This is a genomic window from Paraburkholderia ginsengisoli NBRC 100965 (assembly GCF_000739735.1).
Taxonomy (GTDB): Bacteria; Pseudomonadota; Gammaproteobacteria; order Burkholderiales; family Burkholderiaceae; genus Paraburkholderia; species Paraburkholderia ginsengisoli.
Genome location: NZ_BBJF01000004.1, coordinates 637,682 through 657,283 on the forward strand (window position 1 = coordinate 637,682; position 19,602 = coordinate 657,283).

Below are 19,602 nucleotides of genomic sequence, written 5' to 3' on the forward strand. Positions count from 1 at the left end.
GGAAGCCGTCATGGTTTCCAGCGATACATCAGCACCTTGCCGCGCGCGTCTTCCTCGACGAACACCAGGTACTCGCCATTCGCGCGCTTTGCCACGCTGATGCCGTTGGGTACGTCGACCCAGCCTGACGCACGACCCACTTCCGCGCCCGGCCGGATCACGCCGAGTTCGCGGCCGCTATCCTTGTCCCACACATGCACCGCGCCGACCGGTTCGACGCCGAAGATGTATTGCCCCTCGACGGTCAGGCCGATGATCGTCGCGATGGGTTTGCTCTGCGTCTGCCACGGCAACGTGATCGCGTAGCGCTGCACCGGATTGCCGCTCGACCACTTGTCGTAACGCACCAGCACGCGTCCCACTTCTTTCCAGAAGCCGCGATCGACCGGCGTGTCGGCCGTATAGCCGGTCACGTACATCGTGTCGGTGGCGGGGTCGTAGATCGCGCGATGCAGCTCGGTGAACGGTTGCGGCACCGGGTACTGCGTGAGGTTCGAATACGAGTAGATCGGATTGCCCTTTGCATCCAGTCCGCCGAAACGGAAGCGGTAGATGCCCTTGGTGTCGCGCGTGCGCCAGATGTCGCCGTTGGTGTCGACCCACCAGCCCCAGCCACCCGCGAGCTTCGTGCCGCTCGTGTTGAGCGTGAATTCGTCGCTGTTCAAGCGCCCGTCGCCGTTCGTGTCGCGCCAGATCCAGTCGCCGCCCGGCGGCGCATTCGGCACCTTCGCGACCGCGCGCTCGCGGCCCGCGATGAACCCGGACGGAATCGCCGTCTCGCCGTCATGCTGCGGATCGAAGCGATAGATCTTCAGATGGTCCGCATACATGTCGGTCAGAAACAGGAACGTGCGGCCCTTCAGCTTGCGGGCGATCGGCAGGCCCGGGTATTGATCGGTGTGAAACACCGGATCGTCCGGATACTTGAAGCGATTCGACAGGAACCCTACATATTTCCAGTCCTGCCCCGCAGGCTTCGACAGATCGAGTTCGAAGCGCTTGTTGCCGGTATAAACGCTGTCTGGTCGCGACGGATCGATCCACGCACCATCGACGAATAGCAGTCCCTGCACCTGCCAGTTCTGTTTGCCGTCGGGCGCATAGCTTTCGAGCGTCGCGCCGAGGCCCGCGCCGATCGGCTCGTAACGCGGCCCGATGCCGTTGGTCGACACATAGACGTTGCCGCGCACATCCACGCCGACACCGGTCAATCCGTTGAAACGCTGCGGTCCCGGCTTGCCGGCCACACCGCTGAAAATGCCGCCTTTCTCGCCGAGCGCGCCCGACTCCGCATAGCGACCGTTGCTCTTCGTGAAGAACAACACTTGCTGGCGCGGACCGTTGTCGGCGATCAGGATGCGGCCTTGCGCGTCGACGGCGAGATCCACGGCCAGCGTACCGGCGGGCAGCGTGAAGTTTTCGTCGATGCGTTGGCCGGTGGCCGTGTAATGCTCGACACCCGCCGCAGCGTCGCTGCGCGTGCCGCTCAGCACCCACAGCGTGCCGTCGGGTGCGAGCGCGATACGGCCGGGTTCGTGCACGTCCCACGCGGCTTTTTTCTGCATCGATTCGGCGTCGTACACCTCGATGCGATTGCGTGCAGTATTCGCCGCGTACAGCGTCGTGTCGTTCGCCGCGAGGCCGCCGATTTCGGCGCTCGTGCCGGTCGGCACTTCGTTCATCATCAGGAAGCCCGCGGCGAGTTGCGCGTGCGGATCGGCGGCTTTCGCGGCGGGCTGGAACGGCGCGGCGCGCTTCGGATCGGCGAGTTGCCGGCGCGAAATGCCGAACCATTGCTTGCCCTTCTCCGGCCACACGCCCGGTTCGACGAGCCGTCCCTTTTCATTGCCGAGCGCGATCGCCACGAACGCGTACTTGCGATTCACCGCGACCGCGTTGCCGCCGCCATTGCCCCAGCCGTGCGTGCCGCCCGCGAAGCCGAGCATCTTGCCGTTCTGATAGACACTCGCTTCGGCACCGCTCTCGTCCCACGGCGCGTTGGTGTACACCTTGCCGTCGGGCGCGACCGCGATCGCGGTGATGTTGATCTGCGTCCACGTACCGTCGCCGAAACCGAAGCTGTTGCCGAGCCATGAGGTCTTCGCGTTCAACGCGGTCTCCGCATGCGCCGCGACGCTGACCGCTCCCGCGGCCAGTCCGGCGGCGCACGCCAAGACGGCGAGCCAGCTTTTGAACGTGAAACGGCGCAAGGTAGGTCCTCCAGTCAACGGCGCGCTCGGGCACGAGCCCGCGCGGGTAAATAAATCCAGTGATGTGACGGGCCGGGCCGCCGCCAGCCGCACCAGAACGTGCGGCCGATTCGTGCAGGAAGGACGGCTGTAAGGCAGTGCGGCGAGACGGCTTGCAGGCGATGGCCGGCGCCGCCGCTATCGCAACGGGCCGTGCGCCGCGCGGGAAAGGCGAGTCCGCACGGCTTACCGTACCGGCCACGGCCTTGGTCGCCGCATTGGCCACATTACGCGGAAAAAACACCGCGACGAAAATCGAAAATAATTCAAAAATATTCTTCGCTTTAAGCATCGCGAAAGAAATCAATTTAAAAATCGATTAAAAGCCAAAGCGCACCGGCGCCTGACGCGTGGCCTGCTTTAGCGCATCTTTACCGATGCCGCGATGTTCCCGCAGCACTTATTACGCATTACCGGCCCACACGACACAAGCATATAAATCCCTCCGGAATGGATAACGAAACACCCTGTTGCAATCTGATTCATTTATCCAATTCATTCCCGTTTTTTCGCGATTTTCTTTTCCCTAGAATCGATTGCACTTCCGTTGCGACGCGAAGCGGGCGCGTCTGTCCTTCTCCAGGGACTCCCACGCGACCCTTCGCCCGGCCCATCCGCTTCACACCATGGACGGTTCATGACTGCCAGCGCATTGCCCCTCGCGCCCTCCCACTCCCGCATCGTGCAGCTCGACGGTCTGCGCGCGATTGCCGTGCTCGCCGTCTTCGCGCAGCACGCATTGAAAGCGCCGCTGTGGATGGGCGTCGATCTGTTTTTTGTTTTGAGCGGCTTTCTGATCAGCGGCATCCTGCTCGATCGCAAGGAGCGCAAGCAATCGTATTTCCGCTACTTCTACACGCGACGCGCGCGGCGCATCCTGCCGCCGTACCTGCTGCTGATGGTGGTGTCGTCGCTGCTGTTCGGCCTCGCGTGGGCGCAGCACTGGTACTGGTACGCGTTCTTCGCGACCAATATCGGCGACGCGCTCAATCAGAGCGGGCACGACAGTCTCAACGTGCTGTGGTCGCTCGCGGTCGAAGAGCAGTTCTATATTTTCTGGCCGTTCGTGATCCTGCTCGTGCCCGAACGTCTGCTCGGCTACGTGGCGGCCGCGCTGATCGTGCTGGTGCCGGTGCTCCGCGCGGTGGCCACGCCGTGGTTCGATTCGTTCTGGCCGATCTATTACCTGACGCCGTTCCGCATGGACCTGCTCGCGGCCGGCGCGCTGCTCGCAGTCGCGGTGCGGCGCGATCGTCACGCGCTGGAGCCGTTCAAGGGGCTCGCGGTATTCGGCGTGATCGCCGCGCTGGCGGTGCTGGCCGGGCTGCATCTGCACTTTCCGCGCTTTCGGGCGGCGAATACGCCGCTGTCGAATGCGGGGCTCTACAGTGTTTCGTTGGTGCTTTGTACTTCCGTCGTGGTCATCGCCTTGCAGAGCAAGGGCATCGTCAAACGGCTGTTGTGCAATCCGGTGCTGGTCTATATCGGCACGATCAGCTACACGATTTACCTGATTCATCTGAGCGTGCTGTACGTGCTGTGGCCGCTGCATCTGAATCGCTACGTGACGGCTGCGTGTGCGCTCGCGATCACCCTCGCTTACGCGAGCATCACGTGGTTCGCGTTCGAGAAGCGGTTGATCTTCGGTGCGCGCGGCAAGAGGCCGGTGCCGGTGCCGGCACATGGACCGGCTCATGCGCATGCGACGACACACGCGCCGTCCGGCGGCGGTGTCGCGCGAGCCGGGACGGCGCCGCAAGCGCCGCAAAGCCGCGCATGACGCGCCGTGGAGAACCTGCCGCGACGCTGAAGCGCGCGGTGTCGATGCCGGGTGCGCCTGTCGCGGACTCATCGGTGCGCGCATGGGCGGGTGCGTTGGCGAGCTCGCTGGCGATGATTGCACTCACACCCGCACTGGCGCCCGTAGCGTGCGCCGCGCGTACGAACGCGGCGCAAACAGCGCAAACGCCAATCCAGATCGATGCGTACGGCGATTCGACCACGCTCGGCATCACTTGCAGCGATGGCCATTGCGGCCCGCAGCCGCAAAACGCGGTGGCCTATCTGCAGGACGATTTACAGATGCATCACGGCGAGCGCGTACACGTCACGAACTTCGGCGTGGGCGGCACGATGGCCACGCAACTGCGCGACGGCACCGGCAACCGCCGCGCCGGACCGACCGCCGGACTGCCGTGGCGCGAACGCCTCGCGGCGTCGCCCGCGCAGATCGTATTGATCAATTACGGCATCAACGAAGTGATGCAGAACCAGACGCCGGATCAGTTCTACGCGGCCGAAACCGAACTCGTGAAAACTGCCCGCGCGCTCGGTAAGCAAGCGGTTCTGCAGACCTCGAATCCGATGCCCGACAACCGGCTCAACGCGCGGCTCGCCGCGATGGTCGCGATGACGCGTCGCGTGGCCGCCGAACAGCAGGTGCCGCTCGTCGATCAGTTCGCCTACGTGAGCGGCCTGCCCGACTGGAAGACGCTGATGTCCGACGGCGCGCATCCGAAGCCGGGCTTGTACCGGCTCAAGGCCGAACAGGATTATCAGGTCGTCGAACCTTTGGTGCGGCGGCTGCTGGACGGCACGCTCTGAAGCGCCGGTTCAAGCGCGCTTCTGGAATGTGCTTTTCGACTGTGCCGATGAAATGCGCTCCACCCGGCGCGAACGCTTCTTCCATTTTTCTTTTACCAATATCGAAGGCAAGCCATGAGCCAACCACACACGCAAACTCGCAGCCAACCCCGCAAAGCGATCATCACCGGCGTCTCCGGACAGGACGGCGCCTATCTGACCAAACTGCTGCTCGAAAAGGGCTATCTCGTCACCGGCACGTACCGGCGCACCAGTTCGGTCAATTTCTGGCGCATGCGTGAGCTCGGCGTGCTCGATCATCCGAATCTGCGTCTGGTCGAACACGACCTGACCGATCTCGGCTCGACGCTGCGTCTGCTCGAAGGCGCGCAGGCCGACGAGTTGTACAACCTCGCTGCACAAAGCTTCGTCGGCGTGTCGTTCGACCAGCCGGTGACCACCGCCGAAGTGACCGGCGTCGGCGCGCTGAATCTACTCGAAGGTCTGCGTATTCTGAGCCCGAAGACGCGCTTCTATCAGGCGTCGACTTCCGAGATGTTTGGCCTCGTGCAGGCGGTCCCGCAACGCGAGAGCACGCCGTTCTATCCGCGCAGTCCGTACGGTGTCGCCAAGCTGTTCGCGCACTGGTCGACCATCAACTATCGCGAGTCGTACAACCTGTTCGCGAGCAGCGGGATTCTGTTCAATCACGAATCGCCGCTGCGCGGCCGCGAATTCGTCACGCGCAAGATCACCGACACGGTCGCGAAGATCAAGCTCGGCAAGGCGGACGTGCTGGAACTCGGCAATCTGAGCGCGCAGCGCGACTGGGGCTTCGCGCTCGAATACGTCGAGGGGATGTGGCGCATGTTGCAGGCCGATACGCCCGACACTTTCGTGCTCGCGACCGGCCGCACCGAGACGGTCCGCGATTTCGTGCGCATGGCGTTCGCCGCGGCGGGCTATCAGATCGAATGGTCGGGCAAGGACGAGCGCGAGACCGGCATCGACGTCGCCACCGGCAAGACCCTGGTGCGCGTGAATCCGAAGTTCTATCGCCCGGCCGAAGTGGACCTGCTGATCGGTTGCGCGGACAAGGCGCGCGACACGCTCGGCTGGCAGCCGCAAACCTCGCTCGAACAGTTGTGCCACATGATGGTTCACGCGGACCTCGGTCGTAACGAGCATCACGAGACGTTCTGAACGTTCCCAGCGCTCTACTCCAATGGCGAGGATGCGCGGCCGCCGGTCCACGGCCGCATGATGAACCGCTCCGTGCCTGTTTGCTCTGCATAACTACCGGTATGCCTGATCGCAATGATTCAGGTCAATGCCTGCGCGACCCGGTCGCGCGAGAATGATTGCTCCAGATGGCGGTGGCTTTCCCGTGTGAAAACCACCGCCCTCATCACTCGATGGAGCGACAGATGTTCCCCGAATATCGCGACCTGATCTCCCGTCTGAAGACCGAAGACGCCCACTTCTCCCGCCTGTTCGAACGCCATAACGAGCTGGATCATCGCATCCACAACATGGCGACGAACGTCACGCCCGCCGACAGCGCGACGATCGATACCCTGAAAAAAGAAAAACTGCTACTGAAGGATCAGCTTTACGACGTGTTGCGCAAAGCGGCGGCGGCGTGATTCGAGCGGCCTGATGCTTCGGGTCACGTCGGTCGCGTGGCTGGATCAGGTCGTCGTTCAACGCATCCGTTCGTGCGTTTGCTTTAGCGGTGCGTTGTGCGTGGTTCGCGCATGTGTTGTCCTGGCCTGCGCCGCCGCCCGCGCATCGGGATCAATCTTCATCAGGGAGTTTCATCGTGGCATTCGAGGAAAAAAAAACGGCCACCGGCTACCCGCTGCGCGGCTCGTGAGTCAGGGCGATGTCGCCGTTGCAGTGCCGGACGACATGAGTAGCACCAACGGCGCGACGGCGCCCGCCATTTTCGCCGGCCTCGCCGCGCACGCGGCCGGCATCGCCGAGCGCACCGAAACGAGCCGCGCAGTGGACGCCGCCAGCGCGTTCATCTTCAACGGCGTCGAAAGCGCGCTGGCCGCGCCGGCTCGCGCGCCAGCCGATTCCGGCGACATGCTCGGCACCATCAAGGCGCTGATGGACGGCCTCTCGCCCGACGAAGCCCGCGCATTGCGCATGCAGCTGCTCGAAGGCAATCCCGCCGCGTGGCACGCGGGCGCCGAGCGTCATCCGGACGACGAATTGTCGCCGGCGTTGCGCGAAGGCGGCTATCCGTATCGCAACCTGATGTCGCGCCGCGCGTATGAAAAGCAGAAATACCGGCTGCAGGTCGAACTACTGAAGTTGCAGGCGTGGGTGCGTGAAACCGGCCAGCGCGTCGTGATCCTGTTCGAAGGCCGCGACGCGGCCGGCAAAGGCGGCACGATCAAGCGCTTCATGGAGCATCTGAACCCGCGCGTCGTCGCGCTGGAAAAGCCGAGCGAGTCGGAACGCGGTCAATGGTACTTTCAACGCTACGTGCAGCATCTGCCCACCGCCGGCGAGATCGTGCTGTTCGACCGCTCGTGGTACAACCGCGCGGGCGTCGAACGGGTGATGGGTTTCTGTTCGCCGCTCGAATACAGCGAATTCATGCAGCAGGCCCCGGAGTTCGAGCGGCACCTCGCGCGCAGCGGCACGCACATCGTCAAGTTCTGGTTCTCGGTGAGCCAGGAAGAACAGCGCCGCCGCTTCAAGGAGCGTCAGGTTCATCCGCTGAAGCAGTGGAAGCTGAGCCCGGTCGATCTCGCGTCGCTCGACAAATGGGACGAGTACACGCAGGCGAAGGAAGCGATGTTCGCGCAAACCGATACGGCCGACGCCCCGTGGACCGTGATTCGCTCCGATTGCAAGAAGCGCGCGCGGCTCAACGCGATGCGCTACGTGCTGCATAAGCTGCCGTATGCGAATCGCGATGCGGCGGTGGTCGGGGTCGTCGATCCGTTGATCGTCGGGCGGGCGATGTAGCGCGACGGTGGAGGCGTCACGACAAACTCAGTGCACGCCACCCGCCGCAATCGCCTCGCTATACACCGACGCCACGCGCTTCGCGATCACCGAGTTATCGAAGTTCTCACGCGCATACCGGCGGCACGCGTCCGCATCCGGCAACTTCAACGAGCCGTTCAACGCGCCGGCCAGGCCATCGGCAATCGCCTGCGCGCCCGTCTCCGGCAGCACCAGATTCGGCGACAAGCCCGCCACCGCCTCCGGCAGCCCGCCCACCGGCGTCACCAGCACCGGCGTGCCCGACGCGAGCGATTCGACGGTAATCAGACCGAAGCCTTCGAGCGCGACCGTCGGCACCACGCTGATATTCGCCGCGCGATACAGCGCCGCCAGATGCTGGTCGGGCACAAAACCGAGCAGCTTCACGTTATCCTCCAGCCCCGCTTCGCTTATACGCGCCTGCAACTCGCCTTCGAGCCGCCCCTTCCCCGCGATCAGCAACAGCACGTTCGGCGCGCTTCGCTTGAGCAACTTCACCGCGTCGATCAGATCTTCGAGACCCATGCGGCGCACGAGACGCCGCACTGCCAGCACGATCGGCCGGTCTTGCGGCAGTTGCAATCTCAGGCGAGCCTCGGCCGGTGTGATCGGCAGATTGAACTGCTCGACGTCGACGCAGCCCGGCACCACGCGCACGCGATCCGGCGCGATCCGGTAGCGCGAGGTCAGAATCTTGCCGAACGCCTCCGACAGCACGATCAGCCGCGACGAGCGGGCATACACCGATTGCTCCAGATAACGCTTCGCGCGTTGGCCCAACGAATCCGCGCCTTCGACGTGACTCTCGTCGGCCCACGGCCCCTGAAAATGCGAGACCTGCGGAATGCCGCGCGTCACGTCGAGTCCCGGAAACGTGTACAGCGCGAAGTGCGACGAAATCACGTCGGGCCGCGACGTCGCGATTTCCTGCCGGAGCGCGCGGCGTGCCGCCATCAGCCGCAGCGGCAGCGATTGCGCGGCCGACCCGAAGCCGTTGATGGCGCCACCCGTATCCGCGGCCACTTTCGGCGAGCCGGCGACCACGCCGCGCACCGCGACGCCCGCGCCCGGCAGCGCGCCGACCAGCGAGTAGTACATGCGGTCGAGGCCGCCCGCGCGCTCGGGAAACCAGTGCATCCCGATCTGCAGCGATTTGATTGAGCTCGTCGTCATGATTGTTGCCCCTGTGCGTTCTGTGAGTTGTGTTGATGAAGCGCGCAATGACCGCGCCCCGTGCGCGGAATACGGTGAATGCGTGACAGCGCGCGGTGCGTGCCGCGCCGCTGCGCATCGCATCGCGTCATTCCACCCGCTTCTGTCCGGCTAGCGTATTGAGCGACAGCGCATCGGTCTTGGCGACCACCGACGCTTCCGCGTCGCTGCGCCGGCGGTTTTTCTGCTGTCCGGCCAACTGCCGGTACAGCGCGATGTACTGCTCGGCCATCCGCGCCCAGCCGAAACCGGTCGCAAGCTGGTTCGCGGCGACGCCCATCGCGCGGCGTGCATCGTCGTTCTCCGCGAGACGCGCGACCGCGCCGGCGAGCGCCTTAGGATCGTCCGGATCGTCGAGCACGATCCCGCAATCGGGCGTGATGATTTCGGCGCCGCCCGCGGTGCGCGCGGTGACCACCGGCAAGCCGGCCGCCATCGCTTCGAGCAACGACAGGCTCATCGCTTCGTAGCGCGAAGGAAACACGAACGCGTCGACCGAATGCATCAGCACCGGCATCTCTTTCACGAGCCCCAGAAAATGGACCCGATGCGCGATGCCGAGCGCTTTCGCCTCTTCCGGATACGGACTGCCCGGCAGAAAACCGGCCACCGCGATCTGCACGTGCTCCGGCAAATGCTTCAGAGCGGCGAGCACCGTGCCGAGGTTCTTGCGCGGCGTGCGCAGATCGCCGACGAACAGCAGCAGAAACGCGTCCTTCGGCAAACCGAATTTCTCGCGATTGCCGGTGGCCGCCGCGAAGCCTTGCGTGTCGACGCCGTTGTAGATCACGTCGACGCGGTTATCGGGCGTCAAGCCGATCGCGCGGATTTCGTCGGCGACCTTCTGCGAGACCGCCGTGATCACCTTCGAGCGCCGGTAAGCCCAGCGCTCCAGCAGCGCATTGCAGCGCGTGTACACCGACTGATACGCGGACCACACGCCCTTCGTGAGCCCGAACGGGTAGTACTTGCTGCCGAACCAGCCGCTATGCACGAAGTGCGACGTGTTGACGTCGGCGGGCATCCACGTGATGAAGCCGTTCACGTGCAGCACGTCGTATTCGCGGCGATGCGCGCGCAGCCACATCGCGCTCTTGAATGCGAACACCTGCTGGCGCAGCAGATTGGTGGGCCACCAGCGGCCGATTTTCACTGGCGCCCAGCGGACGTTCGGATGCGTGAGCAGCTCCGGCGCGACGTGCGACGCGACCAGCGTGACGCCGATGTTCTCGTCGAGCGCGGCGCGCGCGATCTCGTGGTTGACGCGCCCCTGGCCGTCGTTATGGCGCACTACGTGCGTGACAATGGCGACTCTCAATCAGTGCCTCCGTGGAGATATGGCGTGCGTCTGCGGTTCATCTTTTCGTAATGGACCGCGGAAAGAATCGAAAAAACACTCATGAAAAGCAGCAGTCCGCCGGTGCCGACCAGCGAGTTGGTGAACACCAGCATCGCGAAGGTCGCGAGGCTCAGGCTCAGGCACGCGGACACGAATTTGTCGTCGCGCAGGCGGAACGACGCGAGCACCGCGCGCGTGAGCAGCCACACGATGCCCGACATATACAGCAGCGTGCCGGGCCAGCCGAGCACGAACGGGATGTTCATCACGCCGCTGTCGAAGTTGCCGTACTGGCCGAGCTGGCCGCCGTCGTTCGACAGCTTGGTCGAGGTGCCGGTGGCGCCCATGCCCTCGCCCGCTACATCGGTGAATGCGGTCTTCGCGAAGGTCGCGTAGAACTCGTTGCGCGCGGCGTAGCTCTGGTCGTCGTTCAGATTCACGATGGTGCTCAAGCGCGCCTGCATCCGCTCGGCCACCGGGCCGACCGCCAGCAGCGGCACGCACAGCCCGGCCAACAGCACCGCGCTCGCGACGATGCGCAAGCGCACCTTGTTGTTCGACTTGACGAGCTGGATCAGCAGCGCGATCACCCACCCGCCCCAGGTCGAGCGCACGAGGCTCAGCGCGAAAGCGAAGAAGCCGAGCGCCGCCGCGATCCAGCGGACCCGGTGCGTGGCGGCCATCACGAAGACCATCGCGCCCATCATCGCGAACGCGAACGGCCCCGACGAATTCATCGTGCTGAACACGCGCACGCCCATCGGCACCGGGTCGCCTTGCGAGTTCATCTGCGAGCCGAGCATCCACAGCGCGTCCCACTGCGGCATGATGAAGAACTGGATCAGCCCATAGCCGCCCATCACAAGCATGCCCCAGATGAACGTGTTGACGATGGTGTCGCGATACTGCGGATACTGGCGCGTGTGCGCCATGATGTGAAAGCCGATCAGGATCGGATAGAGCCAGTTGGCAAGGTCGTAGGTCGCCGCGAGCGGCCCGCTCGACATCACGCCGATCATGAACGCATACGCGAGGCCGAGCAGGATCAGCAGCACCGGCAAACCGCGCCGCTGTGCGAGCAATCTGTAGTAGCGCAGGAGCGACAGCGCGCTGATCATCGTGACCGCGAGCGGCGCGACCTGGATCAGACTGGTCGGCGTGAACGAGCCTTTGGACCAGTCGGCCAGCCGCCGCACTTCCGGGCTCAGGAACCACAGCCACCACATGAAGCCGATATAGCGCGCCGGGCTCTTGAAGTACAGCCACAGGCCCGTGAGGATCGCCAGCACCGGGAACGCGAGCGTGAGCACGGTGCCCTGATGCGCGACGATCAGCACCGCCGTGACGAGCCACAGCAACAGCGGCGGCAGCCATTCCTGCGGGCCGCCGGACAGCAGCCGCGCCGTTCCTTTTGAAGTGACGGCGTCGGTGGCGTGGGCTCGCGGAATCGTCGACATCGGTTAGAGGCCTCCGCGCGATTCGCTCGCGGTCGCGCGCGCGGCTTGCGTTTGCTGCGATGCGTGCGCTCGTGTCTGCCCCTGGCCCTGCGCACGCGCGCGCAGCATGTCGCGCGTGATCCGCACGTGCTGCATCGCGTAGTGCTGCGTGGTCAGATCGCGCGACAGCAAACCGGCCGCCGCCGCCCGTGCCTGGCGCAACGCTTCATCCGGTGCCGCGGCGAGTTGATCGACCGCGTCGCGCAATGCCTGCGGATCGAACGGCGGGATATAAGCCGCCTCGTCCGCCGGAAAGTAATCCTGCAACGCGCCGACGTTCGTCACCACCATCGGCTTGCCGACCGCCGCCGCTTCGAGCATCACCGTAATGCCCGACGCGTGCGAATTCGGCCGCAACGGCACGACGATTACGTCGGCCCAGTCGTACAGTTCGTGCTGCTTCCTGATGCCCGAGAACAGCGCGATCTCGACATTCGGCGCGCGCAGCGAAGCCGGAATGCGCCGCCGCGTCGCGAGTTTCACCGTGTAGCGCGGATCGTTGCCGAACGCCTTGATGAGCGTCTCCCAATCGCGGTCGCGGTCGTTGCCGATCGCGGCGATGCGCAGCGGCGTATGCGGCGTCCAGTGTGCCGGCGGGTTGACCGGAAAGTCGCGCGTGTTCAGACCGTACAGCAGCGGCCGCGCGTCGCGATTGAAATAGCGCTGGCACAGCCCGGCGTTTTCGCTGGCGAGCGTGGTCAGCTGATCGGCGCGGCTCATCAGCTTGCGGTACAGCCAGCTCCTGAAAATCCCATACGACGGCCACTTGTCGAGCAGCCACACGCTTTGCGCGAGCAACAGCGGCGACGCGCCGGGGCCCGCCTTGCGGCCGCTCAGCAGCAGCATCAGCGCGGCCGACAGCCATTCCTGCTCGGTGTGCGTCCAGATCACGTCGGAGCGCAGCATCTCGGCGCGATTGCGCCACGTATGGATGATGTCGAACCCCAGCAGCGCCTTCAGCGCGCGGCGCACGAGACGCACCGGTTTGCCTTCGCGCGCGTCCTGCGAATAGGACAGCCTGAACTCGTCGGACTCCGCGTGGTGATAGCCGTACAGGCAGCCAATGTCGTCGCCCGGCCGGTAAAAGCGCGGGTCGGCGCCGTAAAACAGATGAACGTGAACTTTCGTACTCATGCAGACGCTCCGCTCTGCCGGTGGAAAGAGGCATCGGCGGCCCTGGCGGGGGCCAACGGCCGATGCGCGAACGTGAGGAGCGTGGCGGCGTCGACGCGGTCGCTCACGACAACGCCCGACGCGCTTCATGCGCGCCGGTACGCACCGCGCGCCAGCGCGACAGCTTCAATCCGGCCTGCTTCGACACCAGCGCGAGCGCCGCATGCGTGAGCCCCGGATAGACCCGCGTGCCGACCAGCGTCCACCACCACCAAGCGGTTTCACGGCGCAGCGGCGGCAACTGATCGCGCAGAATCAGATGGAAGTTGAACGCGGCGTTGCGCAATGCCGTCATGGTTTGCGCGTCGCGGCGGTCCTCGTCGAAACGCTCGGCGGGAAAGTGATCGACCGCCACGCGCGGGTCGTACATCAGCTTCCAGCCGGCGTTCTTCACCGCGAGGCTGAACGCCATGTCGTTGTGGACCTGCGCGCCCGCGCCTCGCAGGCGCGCGTCGAAGCGGATCGTGTGCACCGCGTCGCGCCGGTAGCTCATATTCGCGCCCTTCAGGATGTCGACTTCGCGCGCACCGCCCACGCCGAGATGATGATTGCCGATGATCTTGCCGTGCGCGGTCACCTTTCCCACCAGCGGCCGCTCGCCGTCGAGCACGCGGCCTTTTTCATGCACCCAGTCGCGTCCGCCGAGCGCGCCCAGACGCGCGTCGCCCTCGAACGCGGCCGCGATCCGTTCGACCCAGTCGACGTGCGGCGCGGCGTCGTCGTCGGTGATCGCGATCACGTCGCCGGTGGCGGCATCGAGCCCGCGATTGAGCGCTGCGACCTGGCCGGGCGCCTCGACCAGCGCCACCGACAGCGGCAGCTTGCCCGGCACCGCCGGGTCGCGCAGACACGTATGCGTCGCGTCGTCGTCGGCGCGCGCGACCACCACCACTTCGTCGGGCGCGCGCGATTGGCGCTGCAGCGCCGCGAGGCAGCGCGCCAGATCGGTGGGGCGGCGGAAAGTCGGAACCAGTACGGTCACTTTCATCGTGATGTCCTTTTCGTCAGGTGCTCAGATATTCCTGAACCGCCGCATAGCCGCGGTCGTAGCCGCCGCGCGAACGCGCCGGCATGCCGTTGAAAATGCCGCCCTGCACGTGCACGCCGGCCGCGCGCAGACGCTTCAGCGCATCGGCGATCTCGCCTTCGCTGTGCATGCCCGAGCGCATCACGAAGAAGGTCGAGCCGGCATACGCGCCGATGATCGACGCATCGGTCACGGCCAGCACCGGCGGCGTGTCGATCAGGATCACGTCGTAGCGCTTGGCGAGCCCGTCGAGGTATTGCGGCAGACGCGGCGACATCAGCAGCTCCGACGGATTCGGCGGACGGCGGCCGCACGAGATGAAGCTCAGGTTCTCCACGTTCGAAGTACGGATCGCTTCTTCGAGCGAGATCTGGCCGCTCAGCAGTTCGGACAGACCGTTGTCCTGCGCCCCGCCGAGATACCGTTCGAGCACGCCGCGCCGCATGTCGCCGTCGATCAGCAGCACGCGCTTGCCCGAATGCGCGAGCAGCACCGCGAGGTTGACCGTCAGGAAGCTCTTGCCGACACCGGCCATCGGGCCGGTCAGCATGACGATGCGGTTCTTCGCGTCCATCAGCGTGAACTGCATCGAGGTGCGCAGACTGCGCAGGCTTTCGACCGTCACGTCCTTCGGCCGCGCGTTCGCGAGCACCGAGCGCAGACGTTCGCCGCCGCGCTGGAACGCGCTTTCGAGCTGCGCCTGTTCGGCGCTTTGCGGCACGAGGCCGAACACCGGCAGATGGAACGCGCGCTCGATGTGGTCCGGGTCGTCGATGCCCTTGAACATATTGCGGCGCAGGAACACGAAACCCGTGCCCGCGATCAGCCCGAGAATCACCGCCGCCGACAGAATCAGCATCTTCTTCGGCTTGACCGGCGCGCCCGGACGCAACGCGGCGTCGACGATATGCACGTTGCCGCCCGTGCCCGCCTTCTGCACCGACAGTTCCTGCACGCGGTTGAGCAGCAGCACGTAGATGTCTTCGGCGACCTTCGCGTCGCGCTGCAACTGCACCGCCTTCACTTCGGTGGCCGGCAGATCGCGGAAGCGGTCCGCGTATTTGGCGCGCTGCGCCTGCAACTCGGCCATCTGTTCACGCGCGGCTTTGAGCAGCGGATGGTCGTCGCCGTAACGCTCGTTCAACTGCGCCATCTGCAAACGCAAGCCGGCGATCTGCTGTTCGTACTGCACGCTGCCTTCGAGGTACACCTTGGCCTCGTCGCTCGCGTTGATCGAGCCGGACTGACGCTGATACGCGGTCAACGCGGCTTCGGCGCGCTCGAGATCGGACTTCAGGCGCGGCTCCTCGCTCTTCAGGAAGTCGAGCATGCGGATCGCGTCTTCCTGCTTGTTCGACACGTGCTGGCGCACGTACGACTGCGCGAGCGCATTGGCGACCAGCGCCGCGTGTTCGGGGCTCTTGTCCTCCAGCGAAATCTGGATCACGCCGGTCTGCTTGCCCTGTTCCTGCACGCTGATGGCCGACTGGAACGCGGTGATCGCGTCGAGGTCGTTCGCGCGCACCACCGTGAACTCCTGGCCCGGGCGCGCGACCAACTTGTTCACCAGCATCGTCACGCCGCCACCCTGCGCCTGCTGGCCGACCTGGCCGCGCAGCAGCAGCGCGCCGTTCTCCGCGTGCAACTCGTAATGCTGTTCGTCGATCACGCGCAGCATGAGCTTCTGGCCTTCGAGCGCGGGCGTCACGTCGATCGAGTCGAGGTCGACGCTTTCGCCGCCCCATGCGTACGATGTCAGCCCCAGCCACGGACGCGCCGGCTGGCCCGGCGTGGCGAGACGCGCGGCGATGCTGCCGAGCAGCGGCACCGTCTTCGGCGTGACGCTGAAGTTCAGCTTCAACTGCTGCACCACCGGGCCGACCACGCCGCGGCTCTTGATGATTTCAATTTCAGCGTCGGTCGGCAGCGACGTCGAGCCGCTGGTGATCGCGGCGCCCGTTTGCGTCTGCGTGAGCGCCTGCGACGTATTGTCGGACTGCTCGACGCGCACGTGCGCGTCGGCCGAATAGATCGGCTTGGCGAGGTAGCAGTACGCGACCGCCATCGCGATGATCACGCCGGCGATCGCGAGCAGCCACCAGATGTCGTCGATGATCACCTGGACCAGTTGCCCGAGGACGACGTCCTCTTCTTCGGTCTTGATCGGACCGCCCATGTGTGGAGAGATTTGATTGCTCACAATTCGATCCCGTATCGTTTGCTTCGGCGCTGGCTTCGCAGGCGCGTCGGCGTTTTGCTTCGGTCCCGCGCCGCGCTCGTGAAGAGAGCGGCGCGGGCCTGACTACGGCTCAGACGTTCAGCGCGTCAGCTGCTTCAGATAGAACAGCGTCTGCACGCTCGGCAGGACCTGCTGCAACACACGGTTGAAGGTGGTCGAAGCGGCGGTGCCCACGTACACGACATCGAGTGGCTGCAACTGGAACTGCGAGGACAGCATGATCGAGTCCGGTTGCGTCATATCGAGGCGGAACACTTCCGGCGTGGTCGGATGGTCCTTCATCCCGCGCATCACGAAGATCTGGCGCGGATTGGCGTCGGTGTTCAGAATGCCGCCGCCTTGCGTCAGCGCGTCGGCGATCGTCATGCGGCCGCGCACGATCGGCACCTGGATCGGCGTCTTCACTTCACCCATCACGAAGATGCGGCTGTCGGTGCGATCCGGCACGTTGATCACGTCGCCGTTTTGCAGCATCACGTTCTGCGTGGTGTCGCCGCGATCGAGCATGCGGTCGGCGTCGAGCGTGTACAGCTTGTTGTTGCGCGTGAGGCGCACGCGCTGGATATCGGCGTCCGAGTTCGTGCCGCCCGAGCGCGTGATCGCGTCGACCAGCGTGAGCGGCACGTCGCTGATCGCGAGCGGCCCCGGCGTCTTCACTTCGCCGGTCACCTGGACCTTCTGGCCGCGATACGACAGCACGCGCACGTCGACCTGCGGATTGCGGATGTAACGCACGAGGCCGCTCGCGAGCTGTTCGCGCAACTGGCCGGTGGTTTTGCCGGCGGCCATGATGCGGCCGACGAACGGGAAAAAGATCGTGCCGTCGGCGGCGATGGTCTGGCCGTACGGATCGGCCTGGCCCGGCAGCGCGGCCGTGTACGGCTGCTGCAACGCTCCGCCGATCGACTGCGTGGTGTTGCCGCCCGAGGACAGCGTGCTGCCCTGCGGCGTGGTCAGTTCAGGGTGATCCCACACGGTGATGCCGAGAATGTCCTGCGGCGACAGCTTGTACACGTACTGCGACGGATCGCTGAGCGTCGAGGCCGGCAGCACCTGCGTTTTCGAAGCGGCGGCTTGCGCCTGCTCGGCGATCAGCGTGCCGTCGATCAGATGGACCGGATAGGTTTCGGTCGGATGATTCTGGCCGTCCTCTTTCAGACGGGACGTGTCGAGATAATTGCCCGGTGCGGTAGCGCAGGCCGACAGAAAAGACGTCAGCAAAAGCGTCGTGGCGAACTTCGAACTGAAGTTGGCCCTGACGTTCGCGAATGAGTTTGCAGTGAGTTTTTGCATCAGCATATTTTTTTCAGCCATCCCATGACCAGATGTTCGATGAGCACGAGACTCTCCCTGTAAGCGGTTTCCTCGCCGCCGTGCGGATCGGCGACGTCTGAACCGTCTTCCCATTTGCCGAGCGGATAGACCTTGCCGCGCGAGGCGGGATCGAGCGCTTCGACGTCGTTCACCTGCGCGCGCTCGGTGACCAGCACCAGATCGGCGGCACGCACGAGCTGGCGGTCGAGGCGCCGCGAATAATGGATGCCGGAGGCAACGCCCTGCTCGGCGAGCAGGCGTTGCATGACCGGGTCCATCGCGTGGCCGTTCATCGCCCGCAGGCCCGCCGAATGAAACGCGATCGGCGCGGCGGAGCGCCCTGCTTCCGACGCCGCGCGTTGCTTCGCCTTGAACAGCATTTCGGCGGCGGGCGAACGGCAGACGTTGGCATGGCAAACGATCAATACGTTGGCGAACATGGCGGGCTCCTTGACGAGGCGCGTGGTGAGCGGGTGGTCCGGCGGCCTAGTGGCTAACGGCGGCGGCAGTGGCCGCTTGCGCGTCGCCGCCGGCATCCGCGGACGCGAGCGGCAGGCCGTTCGCACCGACGCGCGCCGGCGCATTGCGCAGCGCGTGCTGCCGGCCGATCGCGTGATACTCGATGCCGAGTTCGAGCAGCGCGTCCGGCTCATACAGATTGCGGCCGTCGAAAATCAGCGGTGTTTTCAGCATCTGTTTGAGCGCATCGAAGTCCGGGCTCTTGAAGACTTTCCATTCGGTGAGGATCACCAGCGCGTCGGCGCCGTCGGCCGCTTCCATCTCTTCCTTCACGAACGTGAGGCGCGCATGCTGCTGCGGCACGTCCTTCAGATCGAGCGCGAACACGCGCTTCGATTCGTCGATCGCGACCGGGTCGTAGGCCTTCACGCGCGCGCCACGGCGCAGCAGTTCGGCGATCAGCGGACGGCTCGGCGCTTCGCGCATGTCGTCGGTATTCGGCTTGAACGCGAGGCCCCACACGCCGAACGTGCGGTCCGACAGGTCTTCGCCCAGACGCGCGACGATCTTGTGCGCGAGGATTTTCTTCTGCGTGTCGTTGACCGCTTCCACCGCTTCGAGAATGCGCAGGTTCGCCTTGTGATCGGCGGCCGTGCGGATCAGCGCCTGCACGTCCTTCGGAAAACACGAACCGCCATAGCCGCAACCGGCATACAGGAAGTCGTAACCGATGCGCGGATCGGAACCGATGCCGCGACGCACCGCTTCGATGTCCGCGCCGACGCGGTCGGCGAGATTGGCCAGCTCGTTCATGTACGAGATGCGCGTGGCGAGCATCGCATTGGCCGCGTACTTGGTGAATTCGGCCGAGCGAACGTCCATATACAGCGTGCGTTCGCGATTGCGGTTGAACGGCGCGTAGAGGCGCTTCATCAGTTCGCGCGCCTTTTCGCCGGGCACGTCCTCGTCGCAACCGAGCACGATGCGATCGGGCCGCGTGAAGTCGTCAACGGCCGCGCCCTCTTTCAGAAACTCGGGATTCGACACTACCGAGAACATGTGGCCGGCGTTGCGCGCGGCCAGCTCGGCGGCGACCACTTCGCGCACGCGCGAGGCCGTGCCGACCGGCACGGTCGATTTGTCGACGATCACCTTGAAGCCCGTCATATGCCGGCCGATATTGCGCGCGGCGGCGAGTACGTATTGCAGATCGGCGGACCCGTCTTCATCCGACGGCGTGCCGACCGCGATGAACTGGATGTCGCCGTGCGCGACCGCGGCTTCGATGTCGGTCGAGAACGTCAGGCGGCCCGCCTTGCGATTGCGCGCGATGATCTCCTGCAGACCCGGTTCATGGATCGGCACGCCGCCGTTGTTGAGCACGTCGATCTTGCGCTGATCGACGTCGAGACAGAACACGTCATGGCCGATGTCGGCCAGACATGCGCCCGTCACGAGGCCTACGTAGCCACTACCGATGATCGTCAGGTTCATGTATTGCACCT

Annotated in this window: 16 protein-coding genes; 6 read left to right on the forward strand and 10 right to left on the reverse strand. The window is 65.0% G+C overall.

Going from position 1 to position 19,602, the window contains the following annotated elements; translation table 11 throughout:
* Window positions 1-8 precede the first annotated feature (8 nt).
* The gene (locus tag BGI01S_RS06900; protein WP_042323577.1) at window positions 9-2,210 is read right to left on the reverse strand and encodes an NHL repeat-containing protein; all 2,202 of its coding nucleotides are present in this window, start codon (window positions 2,208-2,210) and stop codon (window positions 9-11) included.
* A 161-nt stretch (window positions 2,211-2,371) separates the two neighbouring features.
* On the opposite strand from BGI01S_RS06900, the gene BGI01S_RS30100 reads away from it, so the two are divergent.
* The 6 genes from BGI01S_RS30100 to ppk2 all read left to right on the forward strand — a co-directional run bounded on the left by BGI01S_RS30100 (window position 2,372) and on the right by ppk2 (window position 7,817).
* Window positions 2,372-2,572 (forward strand): hypothetical protein, encoded by a 201-nt coding sequence (locus tag BGI01S_RS30100; RefSeq protein WP_157004127.1) that lies wholly within the window; start codon window positions 2,372-2,374, stop codon window positions 2,570-2,572.
* Window positions 2,573-2,886: 314 nt separating this feature from the next.
* Window positions 2,887-4,029, forward strand: a complete 1,143-nt coding sequence (locus BGI01S_RS06905; protein WP_042323579.1) for an acyltransferase family protein — start codon at window positions 2,887-2,889, stop codon at window positions 4,027-4,029.
* 113 nt (window positions 4,030-4,142) lie between these two features.
* A complete protein-coding gene (locus BGI01S_RS06910; protein ID WP_042324480.1) occupies window positions 4,143-4,853 on the forward strand; it encodes an SGNH/GDSL hydrolase family protein in 711 nt (236 codons plus the stop codon).
* 114 nt (window positions 4,854-4,967) lie between these two features.
* Window positions 4,968-6,035: a GDP-mannose 4,6-dehydratase gene (gene gmd, locus BGI01S_RS06915; protein ID WP_042323581.1), complete on the forward strand. Its 1,068-nt coding sequence runs from the start codon at window positions 4,968-4,970 to the stop codon at window positions 6,033-6,035.
* A gap of 224 nt (window positions 6,036-6,259) precedes the next feature.
* Window positions 6,260-6,478, forward strand: a complete 219-nt coding sequence (locus tag BGI01S_RS06920) for a YdcH family protein (RefSeq protein WP_042323584.1) — start codon at window positions 6,260-6,262, stop codon at window positions 6,476-6,478.
* Between the two features lie 265 nt (window positions 6,479-6,743).
* The gene (gene ppk2, locus BGI01S_RS06925; RefSeq protein WP_042323585.1) at window positions 6,744-7,817 is read left to right on the forward strand and encodes a polyphosphate kinase 2; all 1,074 of its coding nucleotides are present in this window, start codon (window positions 6,744-6,746) and stop codon (window positions 7,815-7,817) included.
* A gap of 27 nt (window positions 7,818-7,844) precedes the next feature.
* Here the strand turns inward: ppk2 and BGI01S_RS06930 are convergent, their stop codons facing one another.
* The 9 genes from BGI01S_RS06930 to BGI01S_RS06970 form a co-directional block, all read right to left on the reverse strand.
* Window positions 7,845-9,011: a glycosyltransferase family 4 protein gene (locus BGI01S_RS06930; protein WP_042323587.1), complete on the reverse strand. Its 1,167-nt coding sequence runs from the start codon at window positions 9,009-9,011 to the stop codon at window positions 7,845-7,847.
* A gap of 127 nt (window positions 9,012-9,138) precedes the next feature.
* On the reverse strand, window positions 9,139-10,368 hold the full coding sequence (locus tag BGI01S_RS06935; protein WP_042323590.1) for a glycosyltransferase family 4 protein: 1,230 nt from the start codon (window positions 10,366-10,368) through the stop codon (window positions 9,139-9,141).
* Complete coding sequence (locus tag BGI01S_RS06940) at window positions 10,365-11,846, reverse strand: glucose-6-phosphate isomerase (protein WP_042323592.1); 1,482 nt, start codon at window positions 11,844-11,846, stop codon at window positions 10,365-10,367. Before BGI01S_RS06940 ends, BGI01S_RS06935 begins: the two co-directional genes overlap by 4 nt.
* Before the next feature lie 3 nt (window positions 11,847-11,849).
* Window positions 11,850-13,019: a glycosyltransferase gene (locus BGI01S_RS06945; RefSeq protein WP_042323594.1), complete on the reverse strand. Its 1,170-nt coding sequence runs from the start codon at window positions 13,017-13,019 to the stop codon at window positions 11,850-11,852.
* Window positions 13,020-13,122: 103 nt separating this feature from the next.
* A complete protein-coding gene (locus BGI01S_RS06950) occupies window positions 13,123-14,046 on the reverse strand; it encodes a glycosyltransferase family 2 protein (RefSeq protein WP_042323597.1) in 924 nt (307 codons plus the stop codon).
* Window positions 14,047-14,062: 16 nt separating this feature from the next.
* Window positions 14,063-16,261, reverse strand: a complete 2,199-nt coding sequence (locus BGI01S_RS06955; RefSeq protein ID WP_042323600.1) for a polysaccharide biosynthesis tyrosine autokinase — start codon at window positions 16,259-16,261, stop codon at window positions 14,063-14,065.
* A 141-nt stretch (window positions 16,262-16,402) separates the two neighbouring features.
* Complete coding sequence (locus BGI01S_RS06960) at window positions 16,403-17,617, reverse strand: polysaccharide biosynthesis/export family protein (RefSeq protein ID WP_408638600.1); 1,215 nt, start codon at window positions 17,615-17,617, stop codon at window positions 16,403-16,405.
* On the reverse strand, window positions 17,617-18,078 hold the full coding sequence (locus BGI01S_RS06965; RefSeq protein WP_042323604.1) for an arsenate reductase/protein-tyrosine-phosphatase family protein: 462 nt from the start codon (window positions 18,076-18,078) through the stop codon (window positions 17,617-17,619). The genes BGI01S_RS06960 and BGI01S_RS06965 overlap by 1 nt, the downstream gene beginning before the upstream one ends.
* A 46-nt stretch (window positions 18,079-18,124) precedes the next feature.
* The gene (locus BGI01S_RS06970; RefSeq protein ID WP_042323606.1) at window positions 18,125-19,591 is read right to left on the reverse strand and encodes a UDP-glucose dehydrogenase family protein; all 1,467 of its coding nucleotides are present in this window, start codon (window positions 19,589-19,591) and stop codon (window positions 18,125-18,127) included.
* Between the last annotated feature and the right edge of the window lie 11 nt (window positions 19,592-19,602).

Coding starts and splice junctions, on each gene's coding strand:
- BGI01S_RS06960 (WP_408638600.1), bottom strand. CDS start 17,617: ATGCAAAAACTCACTGCAAACTCATTCGCGAACGTCAGGGCCAACTTC.
- BGI01S_RS06955 (WP_042323600.1), bottom strand. CDS start 16,261: ATGGGCGGTCCGATCAAGACCGAAGAAGAGGACGTCGTCCTCGGGCAA.
- BGI01S_RS06905 (WP_042323579.1), top strand. CDS start 2,887: ATGACTGCCAGCGCATTGCCCCTCGCGCCCTCCCACTCCCGCATCGTG.
- BGI01S_RS06920 (WP_042323584.1), top strand. CDS start 6,260: ATGTTCCCCGAATATCGCGACCTGATCTCCCGTCTGAAGACCGAAGAC.
- BGI01S_RS06930 (WP_042323587.1), bottom strand. CDS start 9,011: ATGACGACGAGCTCAATCAAATCGCTGCAGATCGGGATGCACTGGTTT.
- BGI01S_RS06940 (WP_042323592.1), bottom strand. CDS start 11,846: ATGTCGACGATTCCGCGAGCCCACGCCACCGACGCCGTCACTTCAAAA.
- BGI01S_RS06970 (WP_042323606.1), bottom strand. CDS start 19,591: ATGAACCTGACGATCATCGGTAGTGGCTACGTAGGCCTCGTGACGGGC.
- gmd (WP_042323581.1), top strand. CDS start 4,968: ATGAGCCAACCACACACGCAAACTCGCAGCCAACCCCGCAAAGCGATC.
- ppk2 (WP_042323585.1), top strand. CDS start 6,744: ATGAGTAGCACCAACGGCGCGACGGCGCCCGCCATTTTCGCCGGCCTC.
- BGI01S_RS06945 (WP_042323594.1), bottom strand. CDS start 13,019: ATGAGTACGAAAGTTCACGTTCATCTGTTTTACGGCGCCGACCCGCGC.
- BGI01S_RS30100 (WP_157004127.1), top strand. CDS start 2,372: ATGGCCGGCGCCGCCGCTATCGCAACGGGCCGTGCGCCGCGCGGGAAA.
- BGI01S_RS06950 (WP_042323597.1), bottom strand. CDS start 14,046: ATGAAAGTGACCGTACTGGTTCCGACTTTCCGCCGCCCCACCGATCTG.
- BGI01S_RS06910 (WP_042324480.1), top strand. CDS start 4,143: ATGATTGCACTCACACCCGCACTGGCGCCCGTAGCGTGCGCCGCGCGT.
- BGI01S_RS06965 (WP_042323604.1), bottom strand. CDS start 18,078: ATGTTCGCCAACGTATTGATCGTTTGCCATGCCAACGTCTGCCGTTCG.